At 43.1% G+C, this 26,158-nt stretch carries 24 protein-coding genes; 5 read left to right on the plus strand and 19 right to left on the minus strand.

Annotated features, from left to right (window positions below; genetic code table 11):
- Window positions 1-93: 93 nt before the first annotated feature.
- The 5 genes from QNH28_RS19490 to QNH28_RS19510 all read right to left on the minus strand — a co-directional run bounded on the left by QNH28_RS19490 (window position 94) and on the right by QNH28_RS19510 (window position 4,878).
- Window positions 94-1,188, minus strand: a complete 1,095-nt coding sequence (locus QNH28_RS19490; RefSeq protein ID WP_283908156.1) for a winged helix DNA-binding domain-containing protein — start codon at window positions 1,186-1,188, stop codon at window positions 94-96.
- Window positions 1,189-1,666: 478 nt separating this feature from the next.
- A complete protein-coding gene (locus QNH28_RS19495; protein ID WP_283908157.1) occupies window positions 1,667-2,233 on the minus strand; it encodes an NADPH-dependent FMN reductase in 567 nt (188 codons plus the stop codon).
- 15 nt (window positions 2,234-2,248) lie between these two features.
- On the minus strand, window positions 2,249-3,310 hold the full coding sequence (locus QNH28_RS19500) for an LLM class flavin-dependent oxidoreductase (RefSeq protein ID WP_283908158.1): 1,062 nt from the start codon (window positions 3,308-3,310) through the stop codon (window positions 2,249-2,251).
- Window positions 3,311-3,342: 32 nt separating this feature from the next.
- A complete protein-coding gene (locus QNH28_RS19505) occupies window positions 3,343-4,314 on the minus strand; it encodes a ring-cleaving dioxygenase (RefSeq protein ID WP_283908159.1) in 972 nt (323 codons plus the stop codon).
- 96 nt (window positions 4,315-4,410) lie between these two features.
- Complete coding sequence (locus QNH28_RS19510) at window positions 4,411-4,878, minus strand: MarR family winged helix-turn-helix transcriptional regulator (RefSeq protein WP_283908160.1); 468 nt, start codon at window positions 4,876-4,878, stop codon at window positions 4,411-4,413.
- Window positions 4,879-5,207: 329 nt separating this feature from the next.
- Here QNH28_RS19510 and QNH28_RS19515 point away from each other — a divergent pair, with 329 nt between their 5' ends.
- Window positions 5,208-5,555, plus strand: a complete 348-nt coding sequence (locus QNH28_RS19515) for a PadR family transcriptional regulator (protein ID WP_060622832.1) — start codon at window positions 5,208-5,210, stop codon at window positions 5,553-5,555.
- On the plus strand, window positions 5,542-6,537 hold the full coding sequence (locus QNH28_RS19520) for an HAAS signaling domain-containing protein (RefSeq protein WP_283908161.1): 996 nt from the start codon (window positions 5,542-5,544) through the stop codon (window positions 6,535-6,537). The genes QNH28_RS19515 and QNH28_RS19520 overlap by 14 nt, the downstream gene beginning before the upstream one ends.
- Window positions 6,538-6,929: 392 nt before the next feature.
- On the opposite strand, the gene QNH28_RS19525 is transcribed toward QNH28_RS19520, so the two are convergent.
- The 12 genes from QNH28_RS19525 to QNH28_RS19580 form a co-directional block, all read right to left on the minus strand.
- Complete coding sequence (locus QNH28_RS19525) at window positions 6,930-8,204, minus strand: alpha-L-fucosidase (RefSeq protein ID WP_283908162.1); 1,275 nt, start codon at window positions 8,202-8,204, stop codon at window positions 6,930-6,932.
- A gap of 44 nt (window positions 8,205-8,248) precedes the next feature.
- Window positions 8,249-9,205 carry an ROK family protein gene (locus QNH28_RS19530; protein ID WP_283908163.1) on the minus strand — a complete coding sequence of 319 codons (957 nt, stop codon included), beginning with the start codon at window positions 9,203-9,205 and terminating at the stop codon, window positions 8,249-8,251.
- Window positions 9,206-9,232: 27 nt separating this feature from the next.
- Window positions 9,233-9,925, minus strand: a complete 693-nt coding sequence (locus QNH28_RS19535; protein ID WP_283908164.1) for a copper homeostasis protein CutC — start codon at window positions 9,923-9,925, stop codon at window positions 9,233-9,235.
- Between the two features lie 24 nt (window positions 9,926-9,949).
- Window positions 9,950-11,404, minus strand: a complete 1,455-nt coding sequence (locus tag QNH28_RS19540; protein WP_283908165.1) for a leucyl aminopeptidase family protein — start codon at window positions 11,402-11,404, stop codon at window positions 9,950-9,952.
- A 41-nt stretch (window positions 11,405-11,445) separates the two neighbouring features.
- Window positions 11,446-12,435, minus strand: coding sequence for an ABC transporter ATP-binding protein (locus QNH28_RS19545; protein WP_283912207.1), 990 nt, complete (start codon window positions 12,433-12,435; stop codon window positions 11,446-11,448).
- Window positions 12,435-13,436, minus strand: coding sequence for an ABC transporter ATP-binding protein (locus tag QNH28_RS19550; RefSeq protein WP_283908166.1), 1,002 nt, complete (start codon window positions 13,434-13,436; stop codon window positions 12,435-12,437). Before QNH28_RS19550 ends, QNH28_RS19545 begins: the two co-directional genes overlap by 1 nt.
- A gap of 13 nt (window positions 13,437-13,449) precedes the next feature.
- The gene (locus tag QNH28_RS19555) at window positions 13,450-14,361 is read right to left on the minus strand and encodes an ABC transporter permease (RefSeq protein ID WP_283908167.1); all 912 of its coding nucleotides are present in this window, start codon (window positions 14,359-14,361) and stop codon (window positions 13,450-13,452) included.
- A gap of 67 nt (window positions 14,362-14,428) precedes the next feature.
- Window positions 14,429-15,352, minus strand: a complete 924-nt coding sequence (locus QNH28_RS19560; protein ID WP_283908168.1) for an ABC transporter permease subunit — start codon at window positions 15,350-15,352, stop codon at window positions 14,429-14,431.
- Between the two features lie 112 nt (window positions 15,353-15,464).
- The gene (locus QNH28_RS19565) at window positions 15,465-17,069 is read right to left on the minus strand and encodes a glutathione ABC transporter substrate-binding protein (protein ID WP_283908169.1); all 1,605 of its coding nucleotides are present in this window, start codon (window positions 17,067-17,069) and stop codon (window positions 15,465-15,467) included.
- 89 nt (window positions 17,070-17,158) lie between these two features.
- Complete coding sequence (locus QNH28_RS19570) at window positions 17,159-18,163, minus strand: asparaginase (protein WP_283908170.1); 1,005 nt, start codon at window positions 18,161-18,163, stop codon at window positions 17,159-17,161.
- Window positions 18,164-18,191: 28 nt separating this feature from the next.
- Window positions 18,192-19,349 carry an ROK family transcriptional regulator gene (locus QNH28_RS19575; protein ID WP_283908171.1) on the minus strand — a complete coding sequence of 386 codons (1,158 nt, stop codon included), beginning with the start codon at window positions 19,347-19,349 and terminating at the stop codon, window positions 18,192-18,194.
- Between the two features lie 512 nt (window positions 19,350-19,861).
- Complete coding sequence (locus tag QNH28_RS19580; RefSeq protein ID WP_283908172.1) at window positions 19,862-20,524, minus strand: MgtC/SapB family protein; 663 nt, start codon at window positions 20,522-20,524, stop codon at window positions 19,862-19,864.
- 208 nt (window positions 20,525-20,732) lie between these two features.
- Between QNH28_RS19580 and QNH28_RS19585 the strand changes: the two genes are divergently transcribed.
- Window positions 20,733-21,698 (plus strand): NAD(P)H-dependent flavin oxidoreductase, encoded by a 966-nt coding sequence (locus tag QNH28_RS19585; RefSeq protein ID WP_283908173.1) that lies wholly within the window; start codon window positions 20,733-20,735, stop codon window positions 21,696-21,698.
- Between the two features lie 84 nt (window positions 21,699-21,782).
- Here the strand turns inward: QNH28_RS19585 and QNH28_RS19590 are convergent, their stop codons facing one another.
- Window positions 21,783-21,998, minus strand: coding sequence for a hypothetical protein (locus tag QNH28_RS19590; protein WP_283908174.1), 216 nt, complete (start codon window positions 21,996-21,998; stop codon window positions 21,783-21,785).
- A 358-nt stretch (window positions 21,999-22,356) separates the two neighbouring features.
- Between QNH28_RS19590 and QNH28_RS19595 the strand changes: the two genes are divergently transcribed.
- Window positions 22,357-22,755 carry a DUF2871 domain-containing protein gene (locus QNH28_RS19595; RefSeq protein WP_094870196.1) on the plus strand — a complete coding sequence of 133 codons (399 nt, stop codon included), beginning with the start codon at window positions 22,357-22,359 and terminating at the stop codon, window positions 22,753-22,755.
- A 57-nt stretch (window positions 22,756-22,812) separates the two neighbouring features.
- On the opposite strand, the gene QNH28_RS19600 is transcribed toward QNH28_RS19595, so the two are convergent.
- Window positions 22,813-25,227, minus strand: coding sequence for a glycoside hydrolase family 6 protein (locus tag QNH28_RS19600; RefSeq protein ID WP_481858329.1), 2,415 nt, complete (start codon window positions 25,225-25,227; stop codon window positions 22,813-22,815).
- Between the two features lie 476 nt (window positions 25,228-25,703).
- On the opposite strand from QNH28_RS19600, the gene QNH28_RS19605 reads away from it, so the two are divergent.
- A complete protein-coding gene (locus QNH28_RS19605) occupies window positions 25,704-26,132 on the plus strand; it encodes a VOC family protein (protein WP_283908175.1) in 429 nt (142 codons plus the stop codon).
- Window positions 26,133-26,158: the final 26 nt, after the last annotated feature.

Below are 26,158 nucleotides of genomic sequence, written 5' to 3' on the forward strand. Positions count from 1 at the left end.
GTCTTTTTCATTCGTTCACTACCAATCCTCTTAATAAATGTACCATTAATTAACAATGATGGCGAGGTGTGTGTAATAAATGAGGTTTAGTTCTCATTTCAATAGAGAAGATATGCTTATTTTGAGTATCGGCAGCCCGATAAAAGCAGCATATCGTTCAGCAGCTTTAAACACAGCTTCTTCAGCATTTCCAAGCTCTCCAAAAGGATGAATGACAATCTCAATCCCTTTTTTCTTAATCGTACGTTTCCATGTACCTACAACCTGGCCACCTACAACAATCATCGGCAGAAAAATACCGTTGTTCCCAGGAACAATCAAAGGCGCTGTCTCAGGGTCAAGCACAGCACTCCGGTCTTTATATCCAAGGATATACTCATCAAAACCCGGAAGTAAATAAACACCCGAGTCTTCATCCCAAGGAGTTAGTCGATGGGTAGGCATCCAATACTCGCTACCCTCTATATCCTCCGAATGAAGTTCATTTTTCACAAATTCTAGCCCTCGTCTAGCATCTGTAAGGGTTATGCCTGCCCACCAAGCAAAGTCCTGAACGGTCGCCCATCCACGAGCTGTGAAATACCGCAATGCGAGTTCTTGCAACGATTTTTCGTAAGATAGCTCTCGGCAATCCGGAACCCATTCCTCTAACAATACAATCGTTTGCTGTTTACCATTCATCGGACCAAAACAAATCAGTCCTTGATAGGCACTATTCCAGAGCATATGATAACCGCGCTGATTCCCAGTGTGGATACCTTCCTCTTCTATTAACTGAAGCAGAGCAGAACGATCCAATTGCTTTCCGCCTTTTAAAGCTGCCACTATAATTTCTCTACAGCGCTCCAGTGTTTGATCATCTAATCCAAGCTCCGCCATTCGCCGCTTCGTTTGTGATACTAAACGCGGTGCAGATAATTGAAGCATCCACTTCACATCTTCTGCTGGGATGAAATGAAGCGTACCTCGTAGCGTCCAGGTTAGAATGATTTTACGGTCAACAATAGCACGCTCTATAACAGCTAATTTCGTGCCTGGAGAACGTAGTCCTATAGCCCATACCGCCTGCATATAGTCTTGCGCTTGTATAGCGCCTAATTTTTTTACGACCTGCTCTGGTGTGTGATATACAGAGCCCGCAATCATTTGATTATACAACCTGCCATTAGCAATAATGTTATTCGTCACAACTCTCCTCCTTTAAAAAAAAATGAATCCTTACACTACACACTTCCCAACATTGAATACGATGTTCAATTCATGCTCATACCTATGTCGATACTACTATTCATTCTATTGAACTACGAGATTAACGCTCTAATCAATACATATTTCGTACTGCCTTAAATAATCTAATATACTTCTATGCATTCGCATATGGCATCCAAATGCATAGAATATGAACTCCGAACTCCATTCCATTGCATAATGTGCAATAGAAAGTCTTATACAGACCTCAAAAAAAGAGTTCTGTTGCACTTCGTGCATTAGATTTTAGTAAAAATCTTAGAAAAAGAGTTTAAACCTACTTTTAATTGTAAAAAATGCAACAGAATTCAGATCCCCTTTCTTTTGGATCCATTCTGTTGCATGAAATACAACATAAGGGTTGAATTCCCCTTCTATATTCAGGCTGAAGGTATTTTTTTTAACAGAGCCCTTCTTTTTAAAAGAAGAACGCTGCTTCTTCCTCTTTCTTTACGAACTGCATTGCTTTAGTAGTATTCACCAATTCGTTAGCTAGTCGATTCAGTCTAAAAACAATATCATCATCCACAATTACTTTCCGGTCATATTGTTTCTCTTCAATAAAAACATACTTAGGAACCACCACCGCTCTCATATAAGAGAGAATCGGTTTCAGTTGTTGTTCTGCCACTAAATAATGTTTTGATGAACCGGCAGTTACCACAATTCCGATAACTTTATCCTTAAACCCATTAACCGGGAGTAAATCAAATAGGTTCTTTAGTGTTCCCGGAATCGAAGCTTGAAAAACAGGTGTTCCGATAATATACGCATCGGCCTCCATAATTTTCTCCAGAACGACTTTGGTATCGCCGGTATAATCCATGAAGCTACGTCCATCACTAAACTCTAGCTTATAATCACCTAGATCGATGAGTTCTACTTCGAAATCCGGATGCTTTTCTATAATACTATTAAGTGCTTGCTGTACGGCTATTCTAGTCTTCGATCCAACAATCGATCCTGATATCCCAATGATCTTCATAATAACCCCTCCTTCTTATTTCTTAGCTGTTGCGCGTCTTACGGCTGGTGCTACTTCAGATGCGAACAGGTCAATCATTTGTTCCACTTGAGCATAAGGTAACCCACCAACATCAATCTGAGCTAGAAAACGATTATGACCGTACATCTCATGTTGATAGAGGATCTTCTCTACAATTTGTTGCGGGCTGCCCACGAGCAGCGCATTTCTCACACTCATCGCTTCCGCAAATTGTTCTTTCGGATAGTAAGACCCACGAAGCTCTTTCATCAAGTGATTGATATATGGATAATAGTCGCGGAATGCTTTTTGTGAGTCCGGATCAATATACATTAGAGAAGTTGTGCTGATGGGAAGGGCATCTGGATTAAATCCTGACTCTGCAGCAACCATACGATACGCGTCTACAGAACCTTTAAAGGCAGATGACGGTCCACCAAGGGTGGTCAGCATCATCGGGATCCCCATTCTTCCCGCCTTAATTGCACTTGCTGGAGGTCCCCCAACCGCTCGCCAAATTGGCAACTTTCCATTTAAGGGCTTAGGGAAGATTTCCATATCATTTAATGCAGGACGGAATTTCCCTTCCCACGTAATACGATCGGACTCATTTATTTTCATGAGCAATTCAATTTTCTCTTCGAACAATTCTTCATAATCTCTTACGTCGTAACCAAAAAGTTCGTAAGCACCGAGACGCGATCCACGCCCAGCAACAATCTCTGCTCTACCGCCTGATAACAAATCCAATGTTGCGAAGTCCTCATATACACGTACAGGATCTGCTGTACTTAGCACAGTTGCTGAACTGACAAGCTTTATACGTTCGGTTGCATTTGCAATGGCTCCAAGGACAACCGAGGCTGCTGAGGTAATGAATTTCGGTTGATGACTCTCGCCTACTCCAAATACATCTAATCCAGCATCCTCAGCTAATTTGGCAGCAGCTACGATCTCTTGAATCCGTTGTTGTTCACTAATTGCTTTTCCTGTTAAGGCGTCTGTGGTGTGATCACCTAACGTGTATAAACCTAGCTCCAACCCTTTTTTCTCATCGATTCTATATTGTTCCATCATGATTATGTCCTCTTTTCATAGTTGTATTAGGTTTAGCGGATAGGATGAAGCTTCGATTCAATCTCTTCACGACGTTCTTCCAGAAATGAAGGTAAGGTCAAATTCTCTCCTAGCGCGTCAAAAGTTTCATCAATCTCAAATCCTGGTCCATCTGTAGCAAGCTCAAAAAGAATATGGTTCGGATCCCGGAAATACAAGGAATGGAAGTAATAACGATCAATGACCCCTGTATTCTTAAAGCCTGCAGCAGTGATTTTGGCGGCCCATTCGGTTAGTTCTTCAACATCCTTCACTCTTATAGCCACATGATGGATGCTCCCTCTACCTGGTCTCTCCCGATCTTTGTCATTTACTTCTTTGAGCTGGAGCTCGGTGTATAAACCACCCTTACCCGTTTCATATATATCTACCATAACCTTCGGATCACCCATCGATGGTACTGTCCGAACTTGTGTATAGCCTAAGATATCTTCCAAAACCGCCTTTGTGCCGCTTGCCTCACGAACAGTCAATTCGACGGGTCCTAACCCAACGATGGCATACTTTGGCGGGATGTCTTCTGTAATCCATGGCTCAACTAGCTCTATTCCGTTATCTTTTTCAGCCGATACTAAATGGACCGTCAATTCATCTCTATCATAAAAAGTAAGCGACTTACGTTCCCCGATACTTACAATGGCTTCATGAGGAACTTCAAAAGAATCTAATCGACTAGCCCAATATGACAAGGCTTCATCGCTAGGAACAAGAAGGGAGAAAGAACTAATACTATTTGTCCCTTTGCGAGTCTGACCTGCATTTGGCATTTCAAAAAAAGATACCTCGGTGCCAGGGGCGCCATTACGATTTCCATAGAATAGATGGTACATGGATGGATCATCTTGATTGACCGTTTTCTTTACAAGTCTCAGTCCCAGGACCTCTGTATAAAACCATAAGTTTTGTTTAGCGTCCTTAGTAAGCATAGACACATGATGTTGCCCGGTTATTAGTTGTTGTTTCATTTTAAAAACCTCCTAAATGAGTTTTGTTAGTTTTAAGTTTACTAGTATACTGATAAGAAAAAAAGTAAGCTTTATTATCAATAAAGCTCTGGCGTACTACTGAACACCTCGCGGGAGTCGATTCTCATCTTTACTATGCCGATGAATCTTCTTAAGCATGCTGTAAAACACTTTCTTTTCCTCGTCAGTCAATGGGTCGAATAACGAAGCCTGGAAATCGGACTGCAAAGGCAACACCTTCTCAATAAGAGTCTGGCCTTTTTCCGTTAAAGTAATGTACTTCACTTTCCAATCCTGTTTGCGTTCAATTAATTCTTCTTTTTCTAATCGACCTAACATATGCGATACTCCGCCTTTGGTAATGGTTAGGTGTTCTGCAATTTCCATCTGTGATACAGGCTGATGTATTAATATTTGTACCAAGGTATCGAATTGATTAACTGTTAAGTCAAATTGCTTCAAGAACTCATTGGAAAGATCGTTACTATTCTCATATATCCTTACTAGTCGCAACCAGATCAATAAGCTTAATTGGTTATCTTCGGTGAATCCATTGTTTCTCATTTGGTCACGTCCATCGTTTGTTTATTTTGTTTGTATTTGATTTGTTAACATGAGTATACTAGTAAACTGATATGAAGTCAAGCTCAGTAGGAATCCTACCTGCTTGCCAAATACCAGTTCGGAATACAGGTTTAGTTTGACAGCACAAATAGAAATTTTTTTCTTGTTTTTCTTAGAAGATCATTTTATTTCAATTGCTGTCGTAACAACAATAGTGTATGATACATAGTATAGATCGAATACTGTATGACACACAGCAAGTATAAACGCCTTCGTCGTTCATTCTAGAACGGCAAGCATTTAAACGAGAAATATAATGAGGTGGGTGAATGAGTACTTTATTAAACTCCTTAATTACAGAGCTTAGAAGAGGTACGTTAACGCTAGCTGTTTTAAGTCAATTACGAACACCCCAGTATGGATATTCGCTCGTTCAATTGTTGGAAGATTCCAGCATTACCATTGATCAAAGCACCCTATATCCATTACTTCGCCGATTAGAGAAACAGGAATTAGTGACGAGCAGCTGGGATACATCCGAGAGCAGACCCCGTAAGTATTATGTTCTAAGTGACTATGGCGTAGAAATTTTTTTGCAGCTAAAGGAAGAATGGCTTAAGAATTCGAAAGAACTCTACGGCCTATTACAAGGGGAGGATGACCATGAAGCTGATTGAGATTTACATTCATGAAGTTACTCGGAGGTTACCGGAACAAAATCGGGAAGACATCGCATTAGAATTACGATCAACCATCGAGGATATGTTACCGGACGATTATGACGAAAAAGAGGTTAAGGCCGTCCTTGCAAAATTGGGCAATCCCGCTATTTTAGCTAGTGAGTATCGCGATCAGCCCATGTATCTCATCGGCCCACGCTATTTCGATTTATATGTTACGTTATTAAAAATGATTATACCGATCGCTGTAGTTGTTTCTTTAATCGCTCTGGTTGCTGATTACTTGATTGGCTATAGCGGCGATAAAACAGTTGCGGATATTGTTACTACTGTTATAAGTACAGGAATTGGAACCATCCTTGAAGTAGGAATCCAAGTCTTTTTTTGGCTAACTGTTGTTTTCGCTATTATTGAACGAGCAGATAAAGGAAAGGATGGTCATCCACTTACTACAAAGTTAAGTAAATGGTCACCCGATGATTTGAAGGATATCGCGCTTGTCCATAAGAAAAAAGCAATTACAAGCTTCGAAGTGTTCGGAAGTTTACTGTGGATTGCCATTTGGGCTACTGTTTATTTTAATGCTGAACACCTGATCAGAGTCTATAGAGGGGGTGAAGGGGCGCTTGACTTCGTAGCCCCAGCTTTTAATCAGCATGTGTTACTTGATTATTGGCCTATTATTCTTATTGTGATCGGATTAGAAGTAGCATTAACTATATATAAATTAATCAAAAGACAGTGGACTAGAGGATTAGCATTATGTAATACGGCCCTCGAGCTCATTGTGCTCATTGTGTTCGCTGTTATCCTAATGAATCCGAATGTACTTAACCAAGAATTCATCAACTACATGTCTAATTTATTAACCACTACAGCTAATCAATTTGAAACGGGGCTAGTAGGTGGGGGAATTGCTTGCTTGATTTTAGTTGCGGTTCTCAATATATACGAAGGCTACCGCAAGTCTCGCCTTTAGTATGCACAGAACGGCGATTCTCTTGTTATTTGGAGAATCGCCGCTTTGTATTCTGATTCGTTGGCTGCCTGCTTCAACAGCTTTCACAGTGTCAGTCAGCACCCTCTAAGTGTTACGGACCCAGAGGACGTTATTTGCGAATTCCCAGCCTTTTAAACAGAGTTTTGGACTCCAGCGCAGCTATTCTCTTGAAAGAGGTTCATAAATGTGTTTTTCATACCAATAGTGTCTATACGATCCGTTAACATCCCAACAATGCAATAATACTGCGATTAGGGTCATCTGTGTCCGATTGGTGCTTTGTATATATCGTAATCGTTATCGAATCAAATAAAAAAAATAGAGTGCCCCAGCAGCCATTCATGACTTATGGGACACTCTATCTGGTTTAATTAAAGAAGCTCAAGCTCAATAACCGTATCCATCTCGTCGGGAAGCTTAGCCCCCTTTAATGTAATAAACGCTCCACCGTTGACATCCGAATATTCCTCAGCCATCCATGGTGCTTCTACCTTCAATTCCGTGCCATCTCGTAGTAATCTAGCCTTCTTAATCTTCCCCTTCAAGCCTTGGAAATAGATCGGACCAATACCACGATCATAGACGTGTGCATACAACTTGTTCCCCTTTTGCGTATAACGGCCCCACTCTGGCTTAGCAAGCAATGAGCTGCCGCAGCCATAAATACTGTCACCATTCAGACGCATCCATTCGCCTACTTCATCAAGGATGACAAGTGATTCTCGGGTCATTTCACCTTTGGCATCTGGACCAACGTTAAGGAGCAGGTTACCGTTCTTGCTGATACATTCGACCATTGAGCGAATGACCTGCTGGGTTGATTTATAATTTTTATCTTCGGAATGGTAACCCCAGTTATCGTTAAGCGTAATGCATGCTTCCCATGGAATGGACTGACCATTCACGTCAACAATGCCACCGGGAGGAATGATCTGTTCTGGGGAGAAGAAATCCCCAGCATATTCTTCTGGCTCGGCCGCGCGGATATTCCCCCCTAAACGATTGTCGATAATAATATCCGGCTGGATAGAGCGAATCATACGGATTAGCTCCGTTGCTTTCCATTTTTCGCCGGTCATATTGTCGTAGGAGAAGTCAAACCACATGATGTCGATTTTTCCGTAATTCGTCAATAGCTCCTTCACTTGTCCATGCATATACTCCAAGTATCGATCAAAATCAATCGGCTTGTCTTTCGCCGCTTCATTGTCCCGATCCGGATGCGCTTTATCACCATATCCAGGGTAATCATCATGATCCCAATCAATAATAGAGTAGTACAGACCTACAGCAATGCCTTCAGCCCGGAAAGCGTCTACATATTCTCGAACGAGATCACGTCCAGCAGGCGTGTTGGTCGCCTTGAAGTCTGTTAGCTTACTATCGAACAAACAGAATCCGTCGTGGTGTTTAGTCGTAAGAACCGCATACTTCTGCCCTGCTGCTTTTGCTGCGCTGGCCCACTTCTTCGGGTCATATCGAGATGCGTCAAATTCATCGAAATACGTCATATAATGCTCTCTACTCATTCGCTCGTTCCCACGTATCCACTCACCTCGTGCTGGAATGGAATATAATCCCCAATGAATGAACATACCGAATCTATCCTGCAAGAACCATCTCGTTCTTTCTTCTCTTGTACTCATCTCTTCAGCCCCTCTGTTTTCGATAGCTTTGATAAATAGATAACCTAGCCTAGGGCGGTATGAAATAGTGCCGCAGCGCCTATAAGACCTACATCATCCCTCAGACCTGCTGATTCAATAGTATAAGTTCCTTTATACGGCTTCATGACAAGTTCCTCTGTTTTCTCTCTCAGCGCCGGGAACAGTAGTTCACCAGCTTTGCTTACGCCTCCACCAATTACAATGCGATCAGGATTAAACGTATGTACCGCGTTAGCTAATCCAATCGCCATATAATGAATCGTTCGCTCAATCACCTCGACAGCCACCGGATCTTTTAATGCCATCGCTTCGAAAACGTGTCGAGAATTAATCTTTTCACCACTTCTACTAGCCAGCTCCGTAATCATCGACGTTCTGCTCTCCATACTCCGCAGTGCCATGTCCCGAATCGCTGTACCCGAAGCAAACACTTCCCAGCATCCATATCTGCCACAGCTACATTCCGTACCGTTCGGGTCAATAATATTATGACCTAGCTCTCCTGCAAATGAGTTCGTGCCGAGCAGTAGCTCACCATCCATGACAATTCCAGCTCCAATTCCAGTGCTGAAGGTAACATACACCATGTTGTTCGAGCCTTTGCCAGCACCCCTTACATACTCGCCCCAGGCCGCAGCGTTCGCATCGTTTACCACTTTCACTTCTATGCCAAGTTCTGACTCCATCCAATGCTTCAGTGGTACATTATCCCATTCAGGAAGATTAGTACCGTGAATTACGATTCCATCCTGGCTATTCACAGCTCCAGGAGAAGCAAGTCCAACCCCAATCAGCGGTCGTCCTTCGGATACTGAGCGGATCATTCCGATCATACGCTGCACCACCTCTTCAGCGGTGCTCGCGCCGGCTGTCTCCATTAATTCCCGATTCAACACGGTACCCTTTGAATCGAATAATGCTGCGGCAATTTTTGTACCGCCTAAATCAATTCCTACTACGTAACTTTCTACCTTATGCATAACCATTCACCTTTTCACCATCAAATATTAGCTATTAGAATGAACATCATCAGCTAACGCCCGTAGGGCTACTGGATCGATTGGCGACAAAGCGTCTTTGCCATAACGAACAGCCGATCCAAAATGTACTTCTGTGACTCCAGTCTGTTGAATAAAGGATGTAATACCTTCTGGCTTCAGGCCGCTTCCAGCCAATATACTTATCGAACTGCCTCTTGATTCCTCTACTAGCTTTCGCATAGCGGGAATAGCTTCAGGTGCTGGACCTGGTCCAGCAGAAGTAAGAATACGTGTAATTTGCGGATAATTACAAAGCGTTCGATAACCTGAAATTTGATCCTCCAGCTCATCAAAAGCACGATGGAAGGTTACTTGAAGGCCATCTGTCAACGGCAATAATGTTTCAAGCGCACGCTCATCGATCTTTTTTTCCGGTGTTAACGCGCCAAGAACCACTCCCGAAGCACCGCTGGCTGCAATCTGCCTGATCTCTGCAGCCATGGTCAAAATATCATACTTGGAATAGTTAAATGATCGACTGTGCGGACGGACCATTACGAAGACAGGAATACTAACCGATTTGGCCACCTGCTCCACCAACCCTATGCCTGGTGTTAATCCGCCTTCGGTAATGGCAGTAATGAGCTCCAGGCGATCTGCACCATTCGCCTCAGCCGTCATAGCATCATCCATACATGTAGCGATGACTTCCAATCTCATGACTTTCCCCCACTCCTCCAGTTGTTATTGATGTACTTGCTTCATTGCATAATCAGCTAGCAGGCGTGCACCATATCCCGTCGCTCCAGCTTCTGAGTACCCCACATCCTGCTTGTACTGTACCGTACCAGCCATATCAATATGAACCCAGCTCATCGATTCTGCTACAAAACGCCGAATAAATAGGGCTGCTGTAATCGCACCTGCAAAGGGGGAAGTACTCACATTTCGCAGATCCGCGTAATTACTTCGTAGATCTGCTTCGTATTCATCCATTAGCGGCATGGGCCACAATCGTTCTCCATTGCGCTCACCGATCTCAACCAGACTCTGCGTTATATCTGCATCGCCCCATATGCCTGCGATGCCTAATCCCAGCGCCGCACCAACATTTCCAGTTAAGGTAGCGATATCGATAGCTTGGTTTGCTCCAATATTCGCGGCATGAATAAGCGCATCCGCTATGATAAGTCGACCCTCGCCATCCGTATTCGCAACCTGAACGGTTAGCCCGTTAGGGTAGCGGATAACAGACGAAGGCAACATCGCCTCAGCATCTGGTACATTATCAACGACCGGAATGAGTGCGGTCACATTTACATTGGCACGCTTCCGTACCAAAATATCCATAGCCCCAATCACAGCAGCCGCACCGCCCATATCCATGCGTGCATCGCTAATATCACTGGCCGTCTTCACATTCATGCCACCTAAGTCAAAGGTTACACCTTTACCTACCAATGCTAGCATCGGTAATTCCGGGTTGCTCTCGTAACGGATTTCAACTAAGGCTGGAGCATGCTTACTTCCTGCTCCAACTGCGAGCAATCCATTCATCTGAAGATCCACAAGCTCCTGTCCTCGATAGATATGAACTTTCAGTGCCGGATCATCTCGGTCGAAAAATTCAGCCATCCATTCCGCGAAACGATCTGGGTTCAATGTTCCGGGCACCTCATTTACAAGATCCCGTGCGACTACTGCTCCTTCCGCGCGTATCTGTGCAGAAACCCGCACAGCTTCCAAATCAATCGAAGACAGCTCAGGCCAATCTATCGACTGAAGCTGTAAATCAACAGAGCCCTCGACCTTGGTAGTTCCGCGATAAGTTTGGAAACGGTACAAACCGAGAATCCAGCCTTCCATCCAAGCTTGTAATTCACCAGCAGCAGAAATTTCAATCTTCCTATCTACAGCCTCGGATGTTAGGCGAACAAATGAAGCACTGCTACGACCTTCCTTCAAAATTGCACGCGCAGCAGCTCCACCTGCTCGGCGAATCTTCTCAAGCGTAATATCCTTGCGCTTTCCCATTCCTACCGCTAACACATCGGACTCTTCCTCAGAGCGAGCATGTAGCCAAGTTACACTACTGCTCTGTTTGTGGGCCGCTCCCAGCTTAAAAGGAAAAGACTCCTCGTCATAAGCTAAATAGATAATAGTATCCGCTACATTAGCGGAATCGAATAAGATATTCATCGCTGTCCCTTCTTTTCCGTAAAGTTATCTCACAATTTCCATTATCGCTCTAATTTCAGCATTTCTTCATCAAATAAATGACACGCAACCTCATGACCTGGTTCGACTTCTCGGAAGATCGGTACATGCTGCTTACAGATTTCCATACAGGAAGGACATCTTGTATGAAAACGGCAACCCGTCGGTGGATCAACCGGACTTGGAAGATCCCCCTTCAGAATAATGCGCTCCTTCTTTAAGGTAGGATCGGGTACAGGTACTGAAGATAGCAACGCTTGTGTGTATGGATGCATTGGACGATCATACAAAGTATCTTTATCCGCCGCCTCTACGAGGGAACCAAGATACATAACTCCGATTCGATCGCTAATATGCTCAACCACACTTAGATCATGTGAAATGAATAAATACGTCAGGCCATATTCTTCCTGCAGATCCTGCAACAGATTCAGCACTTGAGACTGAATCGATACATCCAGTGCTGATACAGGCTCATCCGCCACGATTAAGCTGGGACGAACAGACAATGCTCGGGCGATTCCAATCCGTTGTCGCTGTCCACCACTGAACTCAAAAGCGTAGCGCTCGGCATGGAAACTATTCAATCCCACTGTCTCTAGTAACTCGCATGCTAGTTTATCCCGCTCTTTGGACGATAGCTTTGTATGAATGAGCAGAGGTTCAGCCACAAGATCCTTTACCTTCATCCGTGGATTAAGCGAAGCATAGGGGTCTTGGAACACCATCTGCATATCTTTACGAATAGGCCGCATTTGATTATCTGAGATATGGCTAATATTTTGGCCCTTAAACCACACTTCACCGTCATTTGGTTCCAGCAAGCGAGTCACTAATCTCCCCGTAGTAGATTTACCACAGCCACTCTCACCCACAAGGCTGAACGTTTCTCCCTTACGTATAGCGAATGAGATCCCATCAACTGCGTGCAAATATCTAGTAGTTCCGAAAAAGCCCTTCTTCACCGAAAAAAACTTTTTCAGACTTTTAACTTCAATGAGTGGAGTCTCCATCACAAACGTTCCCCTCCTTCCGTGTTCTCCTGCTGTGTAAGCCAACAACGACTCTTTCGCTCCAACCCCTCAACCGGAAGTAACTCTGGCTCCTGCGAGAGACAACGCTCCGTGACTAAAGCACAGCGTGGCGCAAACTTACAACCTGCTGGCATTTGTGAAAGGTCAGGTACATTCCCTTTAATGGAATCCAAGCGACGTACGTTTTGACGCAGCTTAGGAACGGATTGAATTAATCCCTTCGTATATGGATGCTGCGGTCTAGCAAATAGTTCATGAACGGAAGCTTCCTCCACTACACGACCAGCATACATAACGACTACACGGTCGCATAGTTCAGCTACTACACCGAGGTCGTGGGTAATGAGCAGCATTCCCATGTCCTGTTCTTCTTTCAGGTGCTTCATTAGATCAAGGATTTGAGCTTGAATCGTTACATCAAGCGCCGTTGTCGGTTCATCTGCAATCAGCAGTTTCGGGTGGCAAGACATCGCCATCGCAATCATGACACGCTGCCTCATACCACCAGAGAGCTGATGCGGATATTCATCCACCAATTCTTCCGCACGTGGTATACCCACTAACCGCAGCATATGAATGGCATGTTCACGAGCCTTCTTCCGGCCATAACCCAAATGCAACATGATCGGCTCCATCAATTGTAAACCAATCTTCAGCACAGGATTTAGCGAAGTCATCGGCTCCTGGAAAATCATCGCCATTTCATTTCCCCGTATCTGGCGCATCTCTTTGTCCGTAACCTTCGTCAGATCTGTTCCCTCGAAGCGAACAGAACCTCCTGAAATTCTGCCTGGCGTATCCTTAAGGAGACGCATTATCGACAGTGAGGTAACACTTTTGCCACAGCCGGATTCTCCAACTAGACCCAGCACTTCACCTTTCTTAATCACAAAGTCAACACCTGCAACTGCCGTTATACTTCCATCGCCGCGTTTGAACTCCGTTTTCAGCCCTTGTACTTCCAGCAAATTTTGAGTCATGTCTTGTCCCTCCTTAGTTTTTCATTTTGGGATCAAGAGCATCGCGCAGTCCGTCCCCGACCAGGTTAAATGCAAGTACTGTCAAAAATATAGCTAAACCCGGAAAATAAACAATATGCGGAGCAATACTTAAATAATCGCGTCCCATACTTAACATAGCCCCCCAATCGGGCTCCGTTGGCTTCGCACCCATTCCAAGAAAGCTCAGTGATGCAGCGGCTAAGATTGCCCCGCCAATTTTCATGGATAGATTAACGATAATACTAGGGACTGTTTCAGGAAAAATATGTCGCCAAATGATTCGGCGATTCTTTGCACCCATTGAACGGGCAGCTTCAACAAACAATGTTTCCTTCGCAGACAATGTTACGCTTCGAATAATGCGGGCGAACGATGGCGTACCGAAGACTGCAACGGCAATCACAACGTTGGATAAACCAGGTCCGAGTATAGCGACGATCCCAATGGCAAGTAGTAAATCAGGGAATGAGAACAATACGTCACTGCCACGCATAATAATCCGATCCAGCCAACCGCCATAATATCCACTGACAAGACCAAGGATGGTTCCAAGAACACCTGCAATTAATACAGAACTGAGACTGACCGCCAAAGTCAAGCGTGTACCATCAATTAAGCGACTTAGAATATCACGGCCATATTCATCCGTTCCTGCCCAATGGGCGGCAGATGGACCCTGCATTAGCGCATCATAGTTCGGTTCATCAGGATTATAAGGGGTCAGAAATGGCCCGAAAATGGCAATTAAAAAAAGCAATATGATAAAAAATGCAGCCACAAGGGGCATCTTTTGTTTGCTGAACTTGCGAAAAAAAACGCCCGCGCGGCCTTTTGTTTTCTCCGGGGCTATTACCTCTCCGGGTATAGAAGAATTAGTTCCCATTACCGCCGAATTGTCGCTCATGATATCCCTCCTAATCCTATATTCACCCTATAAAACTATCGTAATTCTGCCTCTCAGTTACTTAAGCTTACTGAGAAAACCTGATTTTCGGATTGAGCACGCCATACAATAAATCTACTATTAAATTGATAAGGATAAATTGTGTTGAAAACAGCAGCAGCAAGGCTTGAATAACTGTATAATCCCGGAACAAAATGGAATCCACCAGCAGTCTACCAAGGCCAGGAATACTGAACACTGTCTCAACCATTACCGAGCCACCAAGCAAGAACCCAAATTGAAGTCCAGCTACAGTAACGACCTGTATAAGAGAATTGCGCAGCGCATGCCTGCTAATAACAACATACTCGCGTAAGCCTTTCGCACGTCCAGTACGGATATAATCCTCCCGTAACGTTTCTAGCATCGATGACCGTGAGTAACGAGCCAGCATCGACATAATTCCCATTCCAAGTGTAATGGAAGGAAGAATATAGGACTTCCAGGAATCTACGCCGCCGGTTGGAAACCAGCCAAGCTCAACCGAGAAAATCTGAATCAGTACCAAACCTAACCAGAACCCAGGAATTGACATCCCCGAAATAGCTGTCAAGGTACCTAAGTGATCAGGCCATTTATTGCGATAAACCGCTGAAATAACACCGATTAGAAGACCAATAACAAGCGCCCAAGCCATACTTAGAAATGTTAGCCATAAAGTAGGCATGATTCTGCTTTCAAGCATATCGGTAACCGGAATCCCTGAACGGATCGAATTACCTAGATTACCAGTTAGCAGATCACCCATGTAGTTTATGTATTGTTTCCACAAGGGTAGATTGAGACCAAGTTGCTCTTGAATGCCATGAATCTCTTCAAGTGTGGCGTCCTTACCCGCAATAAGTCGGGCCGGATCGCCCGGAATTAAGTGAATAAACAAAAAGACTAGCACCGATACAATGAACAACAGCGGAATAACCCCGAGGAGTCTTTGTAAAGCATATCTACCCAACTCATAAGCCCCCTTCAGTATCGACAAATGATTTTAGTGAGGCCGCTTCCTACCATTCTTAAGAAGCGGCCTCGTTCAATTCTTGGGAAATAAATCTTACATTTGTTTAGCGTTATTTTACTTCTGCATTGAGAACATTAATGGAACCATCCGGGAAGACTTTCACACCTTCCAGATTCGATCTTTTGCCAGAGATGATTTGGTCAACGCCCATGAATGCCCACGGAGCATCTTCCCATACTGTTTTTTGAATGTTAGCATAAATGGATTTAGCCGCTTCAGGATCAACAGCTTTGTTCGCCTCAGCGATCCATTTGTCTACATTTTCATTTTTGTAATATGCTGTATTCGAGCCAGCAGGAGGGAACATTTCACTACTGAACAAACCTCTAGTAGCACCATCTGCATCACCGGAGGATGGAGACCAGCTGACATACCACATTTGAATTTTTGCTTCTTCAGGTGTTTTAGCAGCGTTAATTTGGTCGGACAACGTACCGCCTTCCATAGACTTCACTTCTACCTTGATGCCTACAAGCGCTAGCTGTTGTTGAATAAATTGCATACCCTTCATGGTTTCAGATTCGTTTTCTCCCCAAATTTCGGTTTCGAATCCGTCAGGATATCCCGCTTCAGCAAGCAATTGTTTAGCTTTTTCAATGTCATAGTCATAACCTGTTTGTGGGGAATAATATTGTGTTTTGGAAGACATCGTGGAATCTAGCTTAGCGCCAAGACCCGATTTCACAACCTTGATATACGCTTCTTTGTTGATCGCATAGTTAATGGCTTGACGTACCTTTACATCATCGAAAGGCTTTTTCATCGTATTCAAAGTTACATAACGAACAATGGTTGAATCGATCGTATCCACAGTAATTCCTTCAAGACCTTCAACCTCGGATACTTGCTCGGTTGGCATTGGATAAATGAAATCCGCCTCACCAGTTTTTAGCATCGCAATCCGTGAGCCATTCTCTGGTACAGGTCTAAAGGTTATACTATCCACTTTCGGCAAGTCCTTTTGCCAGTAATCCGGATTCTTCTCAACAACAAGACGATCGCCTTGTACCCACTCTTTGAACTTAAATGGGCCAGTACCTACAGGCATTTTTGAAATATCGGCACCGTTTTCTGTCAGAGCTTTCGGGCTAATGATCGGCGCCATTGCAACCTTATTTAAAAATGCGTTGTATGGCTCGCTGAGTGTAATAACAACGGTTTTTGCATCAGGAGTCTCCACTTTGGCTACCTTTGCGAAGCTTTTGCGCAGTCTCAGATTGTTCTTCTCATCTTGAATACGGGCGATGTTTACTTTAACCGCTTCAGCATTAAAGTCAGTACCGTCTTGGAATTTAACATTCTCTTGCAAGTTGAACGTGTAGACCAAACCGTCTTCACTTATGGAATGGCTTGCGGCAAGAACAGGAACTACGTTCATATTCTCATCAAAACCCATTAGACCTTCGTACATCGTTCTAGCAGCGCTGATTGAATGTGTATCGCTTGCGTTATGAGGGTCCAGCGTAATAAAGTTAGAATTGATGGCAATTACAATGTCTTTATCATTTTTTGTAGTTGGGGTGCTAGTTTCCGTTCCACCAGCTGTATTGCCGCCTTGTCCCTCGTTGTTCGCTTTGTTGCCGCACCCTGCAGTCACTACTACTGTAATAAGCAGCAGCATGAACATTGACCATACTTTTCCTTTTACTTTCATGTTATACACTCCCCTTTAGAAACGATGTATTAGAAAAGCTCCCAGTCCGATTTTTCATGAGACTTGAAGATTATTCTCGATCCTGATAATCAGACTTCCCATTGGAATACAGCACGGCGTTCGCCTACAACAGTACCGCCATCATTAACAATAGTGTTCGGCACAAGTGCATATAAACGATCAATTGTATCTTGATTGCTATAGCCTAAACGTTCCAGAATCGATGCGATGATACAAGGCCAGACTTGCTCAGAGCCATCGGATACTTTTAGCGAGATACCGATTCGTTCCTTTCGGAGCCCGATACCGTATACACCTTTAGCGCCACCCTTTGCCGTCAGATTATCATCCTTTAGAAGCTCTGAGCAGACGAATTTTGTATCTGCAATCATCACCGGATTATCATTCATAAGCTTTGCAGTCGCTGCAGCTGCGTTGCGTATTTCAATATCCTCAATCAAATCAGGACAGGCCAGCTTTAAATATGAATAAGCGATTTTATGAAGAGGGAGTGCGAAGATAGGAAGACCACATCCATCAATCCCTTGAGGAATGGATTCCTTCGGTACCTCAGCAATATAGGCCATGATCTCAAGGATCTCCTGTTGTACAGGATGGTTAGGATCATAATAAGTATCTATATCCCAACCCATATATTTGCTAAGGCCCATTAACCCTGCATGCTTACCTGAGCAATTATGAAAGATTTTGCGAGTAGGCTCATTCGCCCGATGACGCTCCGCTTTGGCTTCCTCATTCAGTGGGTATGTAGAACAACAATGAAGTCCCTCTTCTTTTAATCCCATTTTTTGAAAAAGAGATTCAAGTGCTTCAATGTGGAAGGCCTCTCCGCGATGCGAAGCAGTAAAGAGTGAGGCTTCCTTACTTGTCAAACCATACACTTCGTCGATCCGTCGCTTCATAACCGGTAAAGCTTGGAACGGCTTAGCGGCTGACCGAAGATAGGTCATATGCTCCGGATTACCTACTTTGTACAAAATGTTACCTTTCTCATCGACTACGCTAACTGCACCGTAATGCACATTCTCCAGTAAGCCACCGCGATATTCTTCTACTAATGTTGTAAATCCCATCTGTACAACCTCCCTCGATGTAATTCTATTAATCCAATGCGAAAAAACGATTCTGCGATAGTAGGCCCGATCCGATAATTACACCGTTCTCATTCAACATCGAACGATGAATGGAGAAAGACCCGCGAAGGGGTTCCCAAGTGAAGCGTGAGAGATAGAGCTTCTCGACTTCTTCATAAACGTCTGGGAATTTGTCCACGAGTTCTCCACTCAAGATCACACTATCCGGGTTATACATGCATACGACATTGTTGATCGTAATCGCCATATACATGAGTGCACGTTCGATCAAATGAACCGCCCAATGCTCTCCTGCATCCTTTGCTTCAAATAACTCCTCGATCGTGCGAATCGGACGAATCCGATTGGCTTCTGACAACAATGAGCTAATATTTATATAGGTCTGTAAGCAACCCGCTTTCCCGCACTCGCACATCATTCCGTTAGGATCCACTGTCGTATGCCCAATTTCACCAGCACTGTTCATCACCCCGCGATAAATCTCTCCCTCGAGGATCATCGCCGATCCAACACCTTGACCGAAGCCCAACAGTGCGGTACGGATGGAACCAACTGCAGCACCTTTAAGGTGTTCTGCAAGAGCTCTTACTTTTAGCTCATTATCTACAGCAATTTCAAAACCGGTTAGTTCCTTTAGGCGTTTAGCTAAGGGTACATTCTTCCATCCAAGCTGAACCGAGAAGACGACGATACCTTCTTCGTTATTTACAATGCCAGGAAGTCCAACGCCAATCCCGACGATACGTGTTCTGTCAATCACATGCTGCTGCGTCAGATGTTCAATCGCTTCATTAATTCGTTCCAGCGTCTTGTTAGGACTCTCATCCGGTGTACGCGGGTATTGCCTGCTGCAGAGAAGCTTGCCTTGCAAATCTACGATCCCTACAATCATAAGACTACGATCCAATTCAACCCCAACTGACAACACAGAAGCGTCAACCATAGCTAGCAACGTTGATTTTCGACCTAATCCTGACGATACCTGATCCGAGTCGAGTAGAAATCCTTGTTCAGTTAATTCCCCAACAATTCGACTTACTGTCGTAGGACTCATACCCGTTTGTTTGGCGATGGAAGCCCGAGAAATCGGTTGTTGATTTTTAATGATTTCGAAGACCGTTAATCGGTTTTGTCGCTTCATAAAATCCTGATCGTGCTTTTTCACAGACATTCTCCTAATTATTTTCTCCAGTGCACTAATCAAGCTAATAAGACTATAAAAATAAGAACAAAATTGCCAATTAAGCTACGATAATGTATTATTTGATTTAATTTTAGTTTAGTTTCTCCAGTGATGGGATTAATAATAAAGGCTCATTGAATGTATGTCAATATAAATGACATATTTTTTTATTCGAAATAAATGAAAGCGGTTAATATGTGAAATATTTAACAATATCACTCAATACATAACATAAACATAACATACAAAATCAAAACTTATCTCATAATAGGCCGATTGAAAACTATAAATAGGAAGAACCTGATTTCAAGGGGAAAATATCTTAGAATAACAAGAGGTTTGAGATAAACAATCGAAGCAGATGGTTTCTAAATCTGAGTATTGAAAAAAGGGTAGAATCATGCGCGGATTGATAGTGAAATGAAGATTGCACCCGCATCAAAAGTAAGTTCTTTTTATAGAAGCCAACCTTTGATACGGAGTGTCTTGAACCGTTATTGAAACTCCACTGCCTTAACAGATGCGTCTTCTTGTATTAGAGATAACAAATTCACAGAATTAAATGCTTCAGGAAATCGTACGATAATTTCTAAATTCAATTCGGAGGTAACGCTATTATTTTCAGCATGAAAACTTAGAATGGTAATGTTTTTTTCTTCTAGTAGCCCTTGAATTCTACTCACGGCTCCTTCTGTGTTAGACAGACAGATCACAATCTGTTGGGTTTTCGGTGAGGCCAACCAACTATATCGGCCATGCAAAATCTTTTGCCCAAGTAAGATAATAATCGTTGCTCCTCCTCCAAGAATATAAAGTCCTGATCCAATCGCTAGCCCTAGCCCCGCCGTTGCCCAAATCCCCGCTGCAGTTGTCAGGCCCTTCACGGTGTGTCTCTGCATGAAAATCATTCCTGCGCCAAGAAATCCTACTCCACTTACTACCTGAGCAGCTATACGTGCGGGATCAAGTTTAACATAGGACCAATCAGCTTGATCCTGAAATCCATATTTTGAGATGATCATCATAAGTGCAGCACCTAAAGCTACAATAAAATGCGTCCTAACTCCCGCTTCTTTCATCCGACTTTTTCGTTCAAATCCAACTAACGCACCACAAATTCCAGCGCCAACTACACGAAGCAAATATTCTAACTCCATACACTGTCCTTCTCTCCTTATGATATTGCTATATATTGTATCATAAACGGATTTCTATATTTCCCCCTTCAATAAGATGGACATGATATTTAACATAGTTTGAGCATGCGCACAGTCACATCTGCGAAGATTTAACTGTGATACCTTTATAGCTGTTACTCCAGTAGAGATTGTATAACGATCTCGAACTCATGAAAGAGGTGCGTATATGAAACTGCCAACAATCCAATTTGGGCATATTAAATCCAAGGTTCCTGTAATTCAAGGAGGTATGGGTGTAGGCATATCCTTAAGTAGATTAGCCGCTGCTGTAGCCAACGCAGGCGGGATTGGCACCATTTCCGGTACTGGAATCACCACTGATGAACTGAGAATGCACATTCGCAAAACAAGAGAGCTCTCTAAAGGGATTGGATATATCGGTGTGAATGTACTATTCGCAATGAAGGATTTTGCCGAGAAAATGAAGGTTGCTTTGGAAGAAAAAGCGGACTTTATTATCTCTGGAGCCGGAATTTCCAGAGATATTTATGCTTGGGGTAAAGAGTACGGCACCCCTGTGGTGTCTATTGTTTCCTCCGCCAAATTAGCCAGAATATCTGAAAGACTTGGTGCCTCTGCAGTCGTTGTGGAAGGATTTGAAGCTGGGGGCCATTTGGGTACAGAGAGATCTATGTTTGATATCCTTCCTGAAGTGGTAGAAGCCGTTTCAATTCCAGTTATTGCTGCTGGTGGGATTTTAACAGGAAATGATATTGCAAAAGCCCTTCGGATTGGCGCTTCTGGTGTTCAGATGGGTACCCGTTTCGTGGCGAGTCATGAATGTGATGCTCCTTTGTCCTTTAAGCAAAAGTATGTAGATGCTCAGCAAGGTGATACGATTCTGATTAAATCTACAGTGGGGCTAGATGGCAGAGCGATTCGCAATGAATTCACAGATCGTATTAGTGATGATGCCAAATTAAAAATAGCCAAATGCTCTAATTGTCTAAAGGTTTGTTCGCATCGCTTCTGTACCATGGAATCCCTGCTAACTTCCCTTAGAGGAGATGTTAAGAACGGGTTGGTTTTTGCAGGGTCCAGAGTTCATGAGATTAAAGAGATATTGTCCGTACAGCAGATTATCGATAATTTAATGTATGAGTATCAAGGGGCATTGAGCCCGGTAACTTAAGATTAGAAGATAAAAAAAGAACCCTTTGTCGAATGCAACAAAGGGTTCTTTTTATAAGGCGTTGATGATAACTCAACTTCGCCTTTACATCATTCCACGAGTATTAGAAATGCCCTCTTGTTGATGACAGCTCTTATACATTTGTTCTAGCTCGGAATCACCCAAGTTAGGATGTCTTTCTTTCATAAAGGGCAACATCTCTTTAAAAGTGCTAGGACCCATCCCGGCAGCATAGACTGCTGTTCCAATTCCAAATGATAGAATAACTACACAGATTACTGCAAATACTCCTCTTTTCAAAAAAATCATCTCCTACTTTATATTACGGAAAAAATCAATACGAAAAAAAATTGCTGAAACCAACATGCACATCAGACCCATTCCCATAACCAGAATGGCTATGATCCAATCCGCTTTTTTCATATTCATCCTCCCGTGCCATCAAACACCCTGATTCCTTTGAACAGTGGGTTCAATAATGTTAATTAGTATAGATGGATATTGTGTAGAAACTATGTGGAAACTGTGTAAGACAAACGCAATGGATTAATTTTGTCGAATTTGTGAAATTAATCACTATGTAATTTTTTGTTCATATTGCGTTCTTAATTGCATGATAAGATTTTGATATAACAATAAACACAAAGGAGTCATGATCATGAAAAAACTGTATTACACGTCTTTTTTCTATGCCATTCTTGGTTTGATAGCAGGTGTCGCTTATCGGGAAATTACCAAAATGAATGATTTCGAAGGAAACACCATCTTAGTAGCACTTCATACTCATATTCTTGTACTGGGCTTCTTCTTCTTTATTATCGCATTGATCTTAGCCAAGTTATTTAATATCCACGAGGCTAAATCCTTTGGCGCATGGTACATTGTATATAACATTGGTCTCTTGATCACGATCGGTACTATGGCCACTCGTGGGATGCTGCAAATTAACGGGACTGACATCAGCTTCTTACCACATATTGCGGGTCTTGGTCATGCCATAGTAGGTGCTGGTATCATATGGCTACTAATTTTACTAGGTAAACGAATTAAATCATAGGGAAAGAGCCACTGGATAATACTCCAGTGGCTTTTTTTGACTACTACCTATTCCTGTTTACGGAGCAATCCCCCAAACAAGGGCATCATTTTGATAAAGGGTTACCTTATCCCAGTTCGTAAATGCAGTTTTAGTCGCATCAAAGGAATAGTCATTGATTTCATTAAAATTAGTCCAGTCCGATTTAAAAATCCTAAGTTGTATATCCCCGGACTGTCCTCCAGCTGCAATGGAACCGGCTGAAGAGGTAAACGTAAGTTCAACATACGTATCAGCATTTGTACCTGCGTAATTAACAAATGAGATTTGAACATTACTATTCCCTACTTGCGCCCAATCGATAACACCATTTAATGTCTGATTACTATCCTTAGTAAAGTAGTAGCGGATTTTCAGGTCGCTCAAGTTTACAGCAGTGGTACCATTGTTCTTAATATTAAAATATGGCTTAATCTGATTATCTGTAGCAATGGTGTCTCCAGCACGGTACTGCAACACAAGACTGGTAGGTGCCGCGATTTGTGGCGTTGCGCTCACTTGCGCAGAGTTCGCACTCTCGCCAGTCGTGTTCGTCCCACTTACAACATAATAATAGGTTGTTCCGTTCGTTAAGCCTGTGTTGGTATAACTCATCGCCGTTAATCCCATCTCTACTGGAGTGTACGGCCCACCACTCGTGGTTGCACGTTTCACTGTGTAGCTTGTCGCGCCGCTCGATACTATCCAGCTCAGGCTTACTTTTGCGTCTCCTGCTGTCGCTACTAAGCTAGTTGGTGCCGCTGGAACAGTCGCCACCGCTGCCGGTGTTGCACTCGCTTGTGTAGAATTCGCGCTCTCTCCCACAGCATTGGTTGCGCTCACAACATAGTGATAGGTTGTTCCGTTTGTTAGACCCGTGTTGGTATAACTCGTCGCCGTTAATCCTGTCACTAATGTGGTATAAGGCCCTCCGTTTGTGGTCGCTCGTTTCACAGTGTAGCTAGTCGCTCCACTTGATGCTGTCCAGCTCAAACTTACTTTCGCGTCTCCCGCTGTAGCCACCAAGCTAGTTGGTACGGCTGGAACTTCAGTCCCCCCTCCACTACTCAGAGGAATCACAGGGTAAGCATTCTGTACCAGCTGAACGAACTGATCATGGAACCAATGACCTGATACAGGCGCGTTAGGCAATGCACCAGTCAGTGTTCCACTTGAGCTGGTGTAAGTCGGATCACACATTCTGTCAAAGCCTTTACCTTCATTATTAGGAATTGCGCTGCTGGAGCCGTCAGACTCTCCCGGAGGCTTCACCCATACAAAAGCATCCAGATGTGAGGCTGAATAACCTGTCGGTGCTGCTTGTGGAGCTTCCCCAATTCCAGCTCCGCTAGCATTACACCAATTCCCGCGATGGTAACGCTTATCAATCCGACCAGAATCCGCATAAGCGTTAACTGTTGTTCCGCTTGCACTAGTCGGACGATTAACACCGCCCCACCCATTTCGTGAGGTATCTATCAGAAAGCCAATCGTGGATGGCCAACCTTTTGCTACAAATCCGGAATATAGAGCAGCTGTGAAATCGGCTTCATCAAAATACGGATTCCATTCATAATAACTTGCGGAACGCAGCTGCTGACTGCTTATCGTTAGATTCGGATCTGGAAGATTAGGTTCTTCCAGTGGTGTTGTATTGGCTGTATTCGTTATGAATCCATCGACACTTGCTAGTCCAGCTGTAGTCCCTGAAACAACCGTCGTAAAGAGATCAATAGCGGGACCACGATTGGTTTCCCAGCCGAGCCAGCCTGAATGACCAATATCCATGTAAGTATATACATTTGGGATGGCATGGAGTGCATTCAAGGTGTAACGTGTTGCATCTCGGTAAATATTTGTGGAGTTGGCCTGAGCACATTGAGGTGTGCTGAGATTCGTAACCAGGTTTGGAAGCGAGTCTGGCTCAACGATGGTAACTATACGAATATCACTATATTTGGGTTTAGCAAAAATGCTTGCTATTACATCAATGTAATCTGACTTATAGGTCACTAAACCCTCAGCAGTCAGTGGCAGTTCTCCATTCGATGCCAAAGCATGGCAGTCCCGACCAGGCATATCATAGATAACGAATGTTGCTGTGATTGGCATGTTAGCTTGTTTTTGAGCGAGCACGGCATCCAAAGTTTCTTCAAGACTTTTTCTGCCTCCATTGTTCACCCCGCCATAAATAGCAGCAATCCGGTCAAGCCATATTGCCGTTGGATACTTTTTAACAGTCTCCATCTTAGATATTAGAGTGTTGTCGGTGACCTGAGCTATTGAGGTGTCTATCAGTGCGGCATAATCAGGATTCACATATGAAGTAGCCCCTACAAACGGATTATCAACATGTGCTTCACTGGCATACGTGGGAGAAGGAGCATATCCGGTGATAACTAAAGCCATGATCGTAAGCAATAAGAACATTTGCTTCGTTAGTGCCTTTGTCATTTATTATTCTCCTTTCGACAATTAAATAAATTCGTAAAAATTTATTAATAGTCACACGTTGCTACAACTGCGGTTTACACGCTTCGAAAGAAATGTTCACCTCCTTTATTCCTTTCCAGCTCTCTGTGTCACCTCCTCTCACAATTTCATTATCTATTATGATACAACCAAAATATTTAATTAATTTACATAATTATAATTTTATTATATTTATAGAAAATAATCCCTTTTTTTAAATACTACCATATCCCATTTTTAATTAAAAGATAGTATTTAAAATAAAAACAAGCTTCTCAAAGAGAGGCCTGTTTAATAGAAATATATCGTGTTTGATATAAAAGTTCATACCAAATGAGACTATAAGTATATTTGTTTATGAACTGGTAAATGATACAATATGGAAGTTGTGAGATATTTTAAATTTTAACTTCAAACCAAGCTTTCGATGCCAACAAAACTTTTAAGGAGTGAAGTAAATGTCTATCGATGTTTATCTGAATTTCAATGGGAATTGTCGTCAAGCCGCAGAATTTTACGCAGAGGTGTTTGGAACTGAACCTCCGCAAATCATGACGTTTGGAGAAACACCACCCGATCCCAATTTCACTCTTCCTGAAGAAGCCAAAGATTTAGTTATGCACACTCGCTTGAATATCGAAGGCAGTAATGTAATGTTCTCTGATGTTTTTCCGGGCATGCCTTTTGTGGAAGGAAACAACATTAGTCTTTCGGTAGTTAGTAAGGATTTGGATGGCATAAAAAAATATTTCCGTAAGCTTAAAGAAGGCGGCAAAGTAGGTATGGAATTACAAGAAACCTTCTGGAGCTCGTGTTATGGTAGTCTAAAAGATAAATTCGGCATCGATTGGCAATTCAATTATGATGACGGACGAATGAATATGTAATAAAAAACAACGAGTATGGGTCAATC

This window comes from Paenibacillus sp. G2S3 (assembly GCF_030123105.1).
Classification (GTDB): Bacteria; Bacillota; Bacilli; order Paenibacillales; family Paenibacillaceae; genus Paenibacillus_AQ.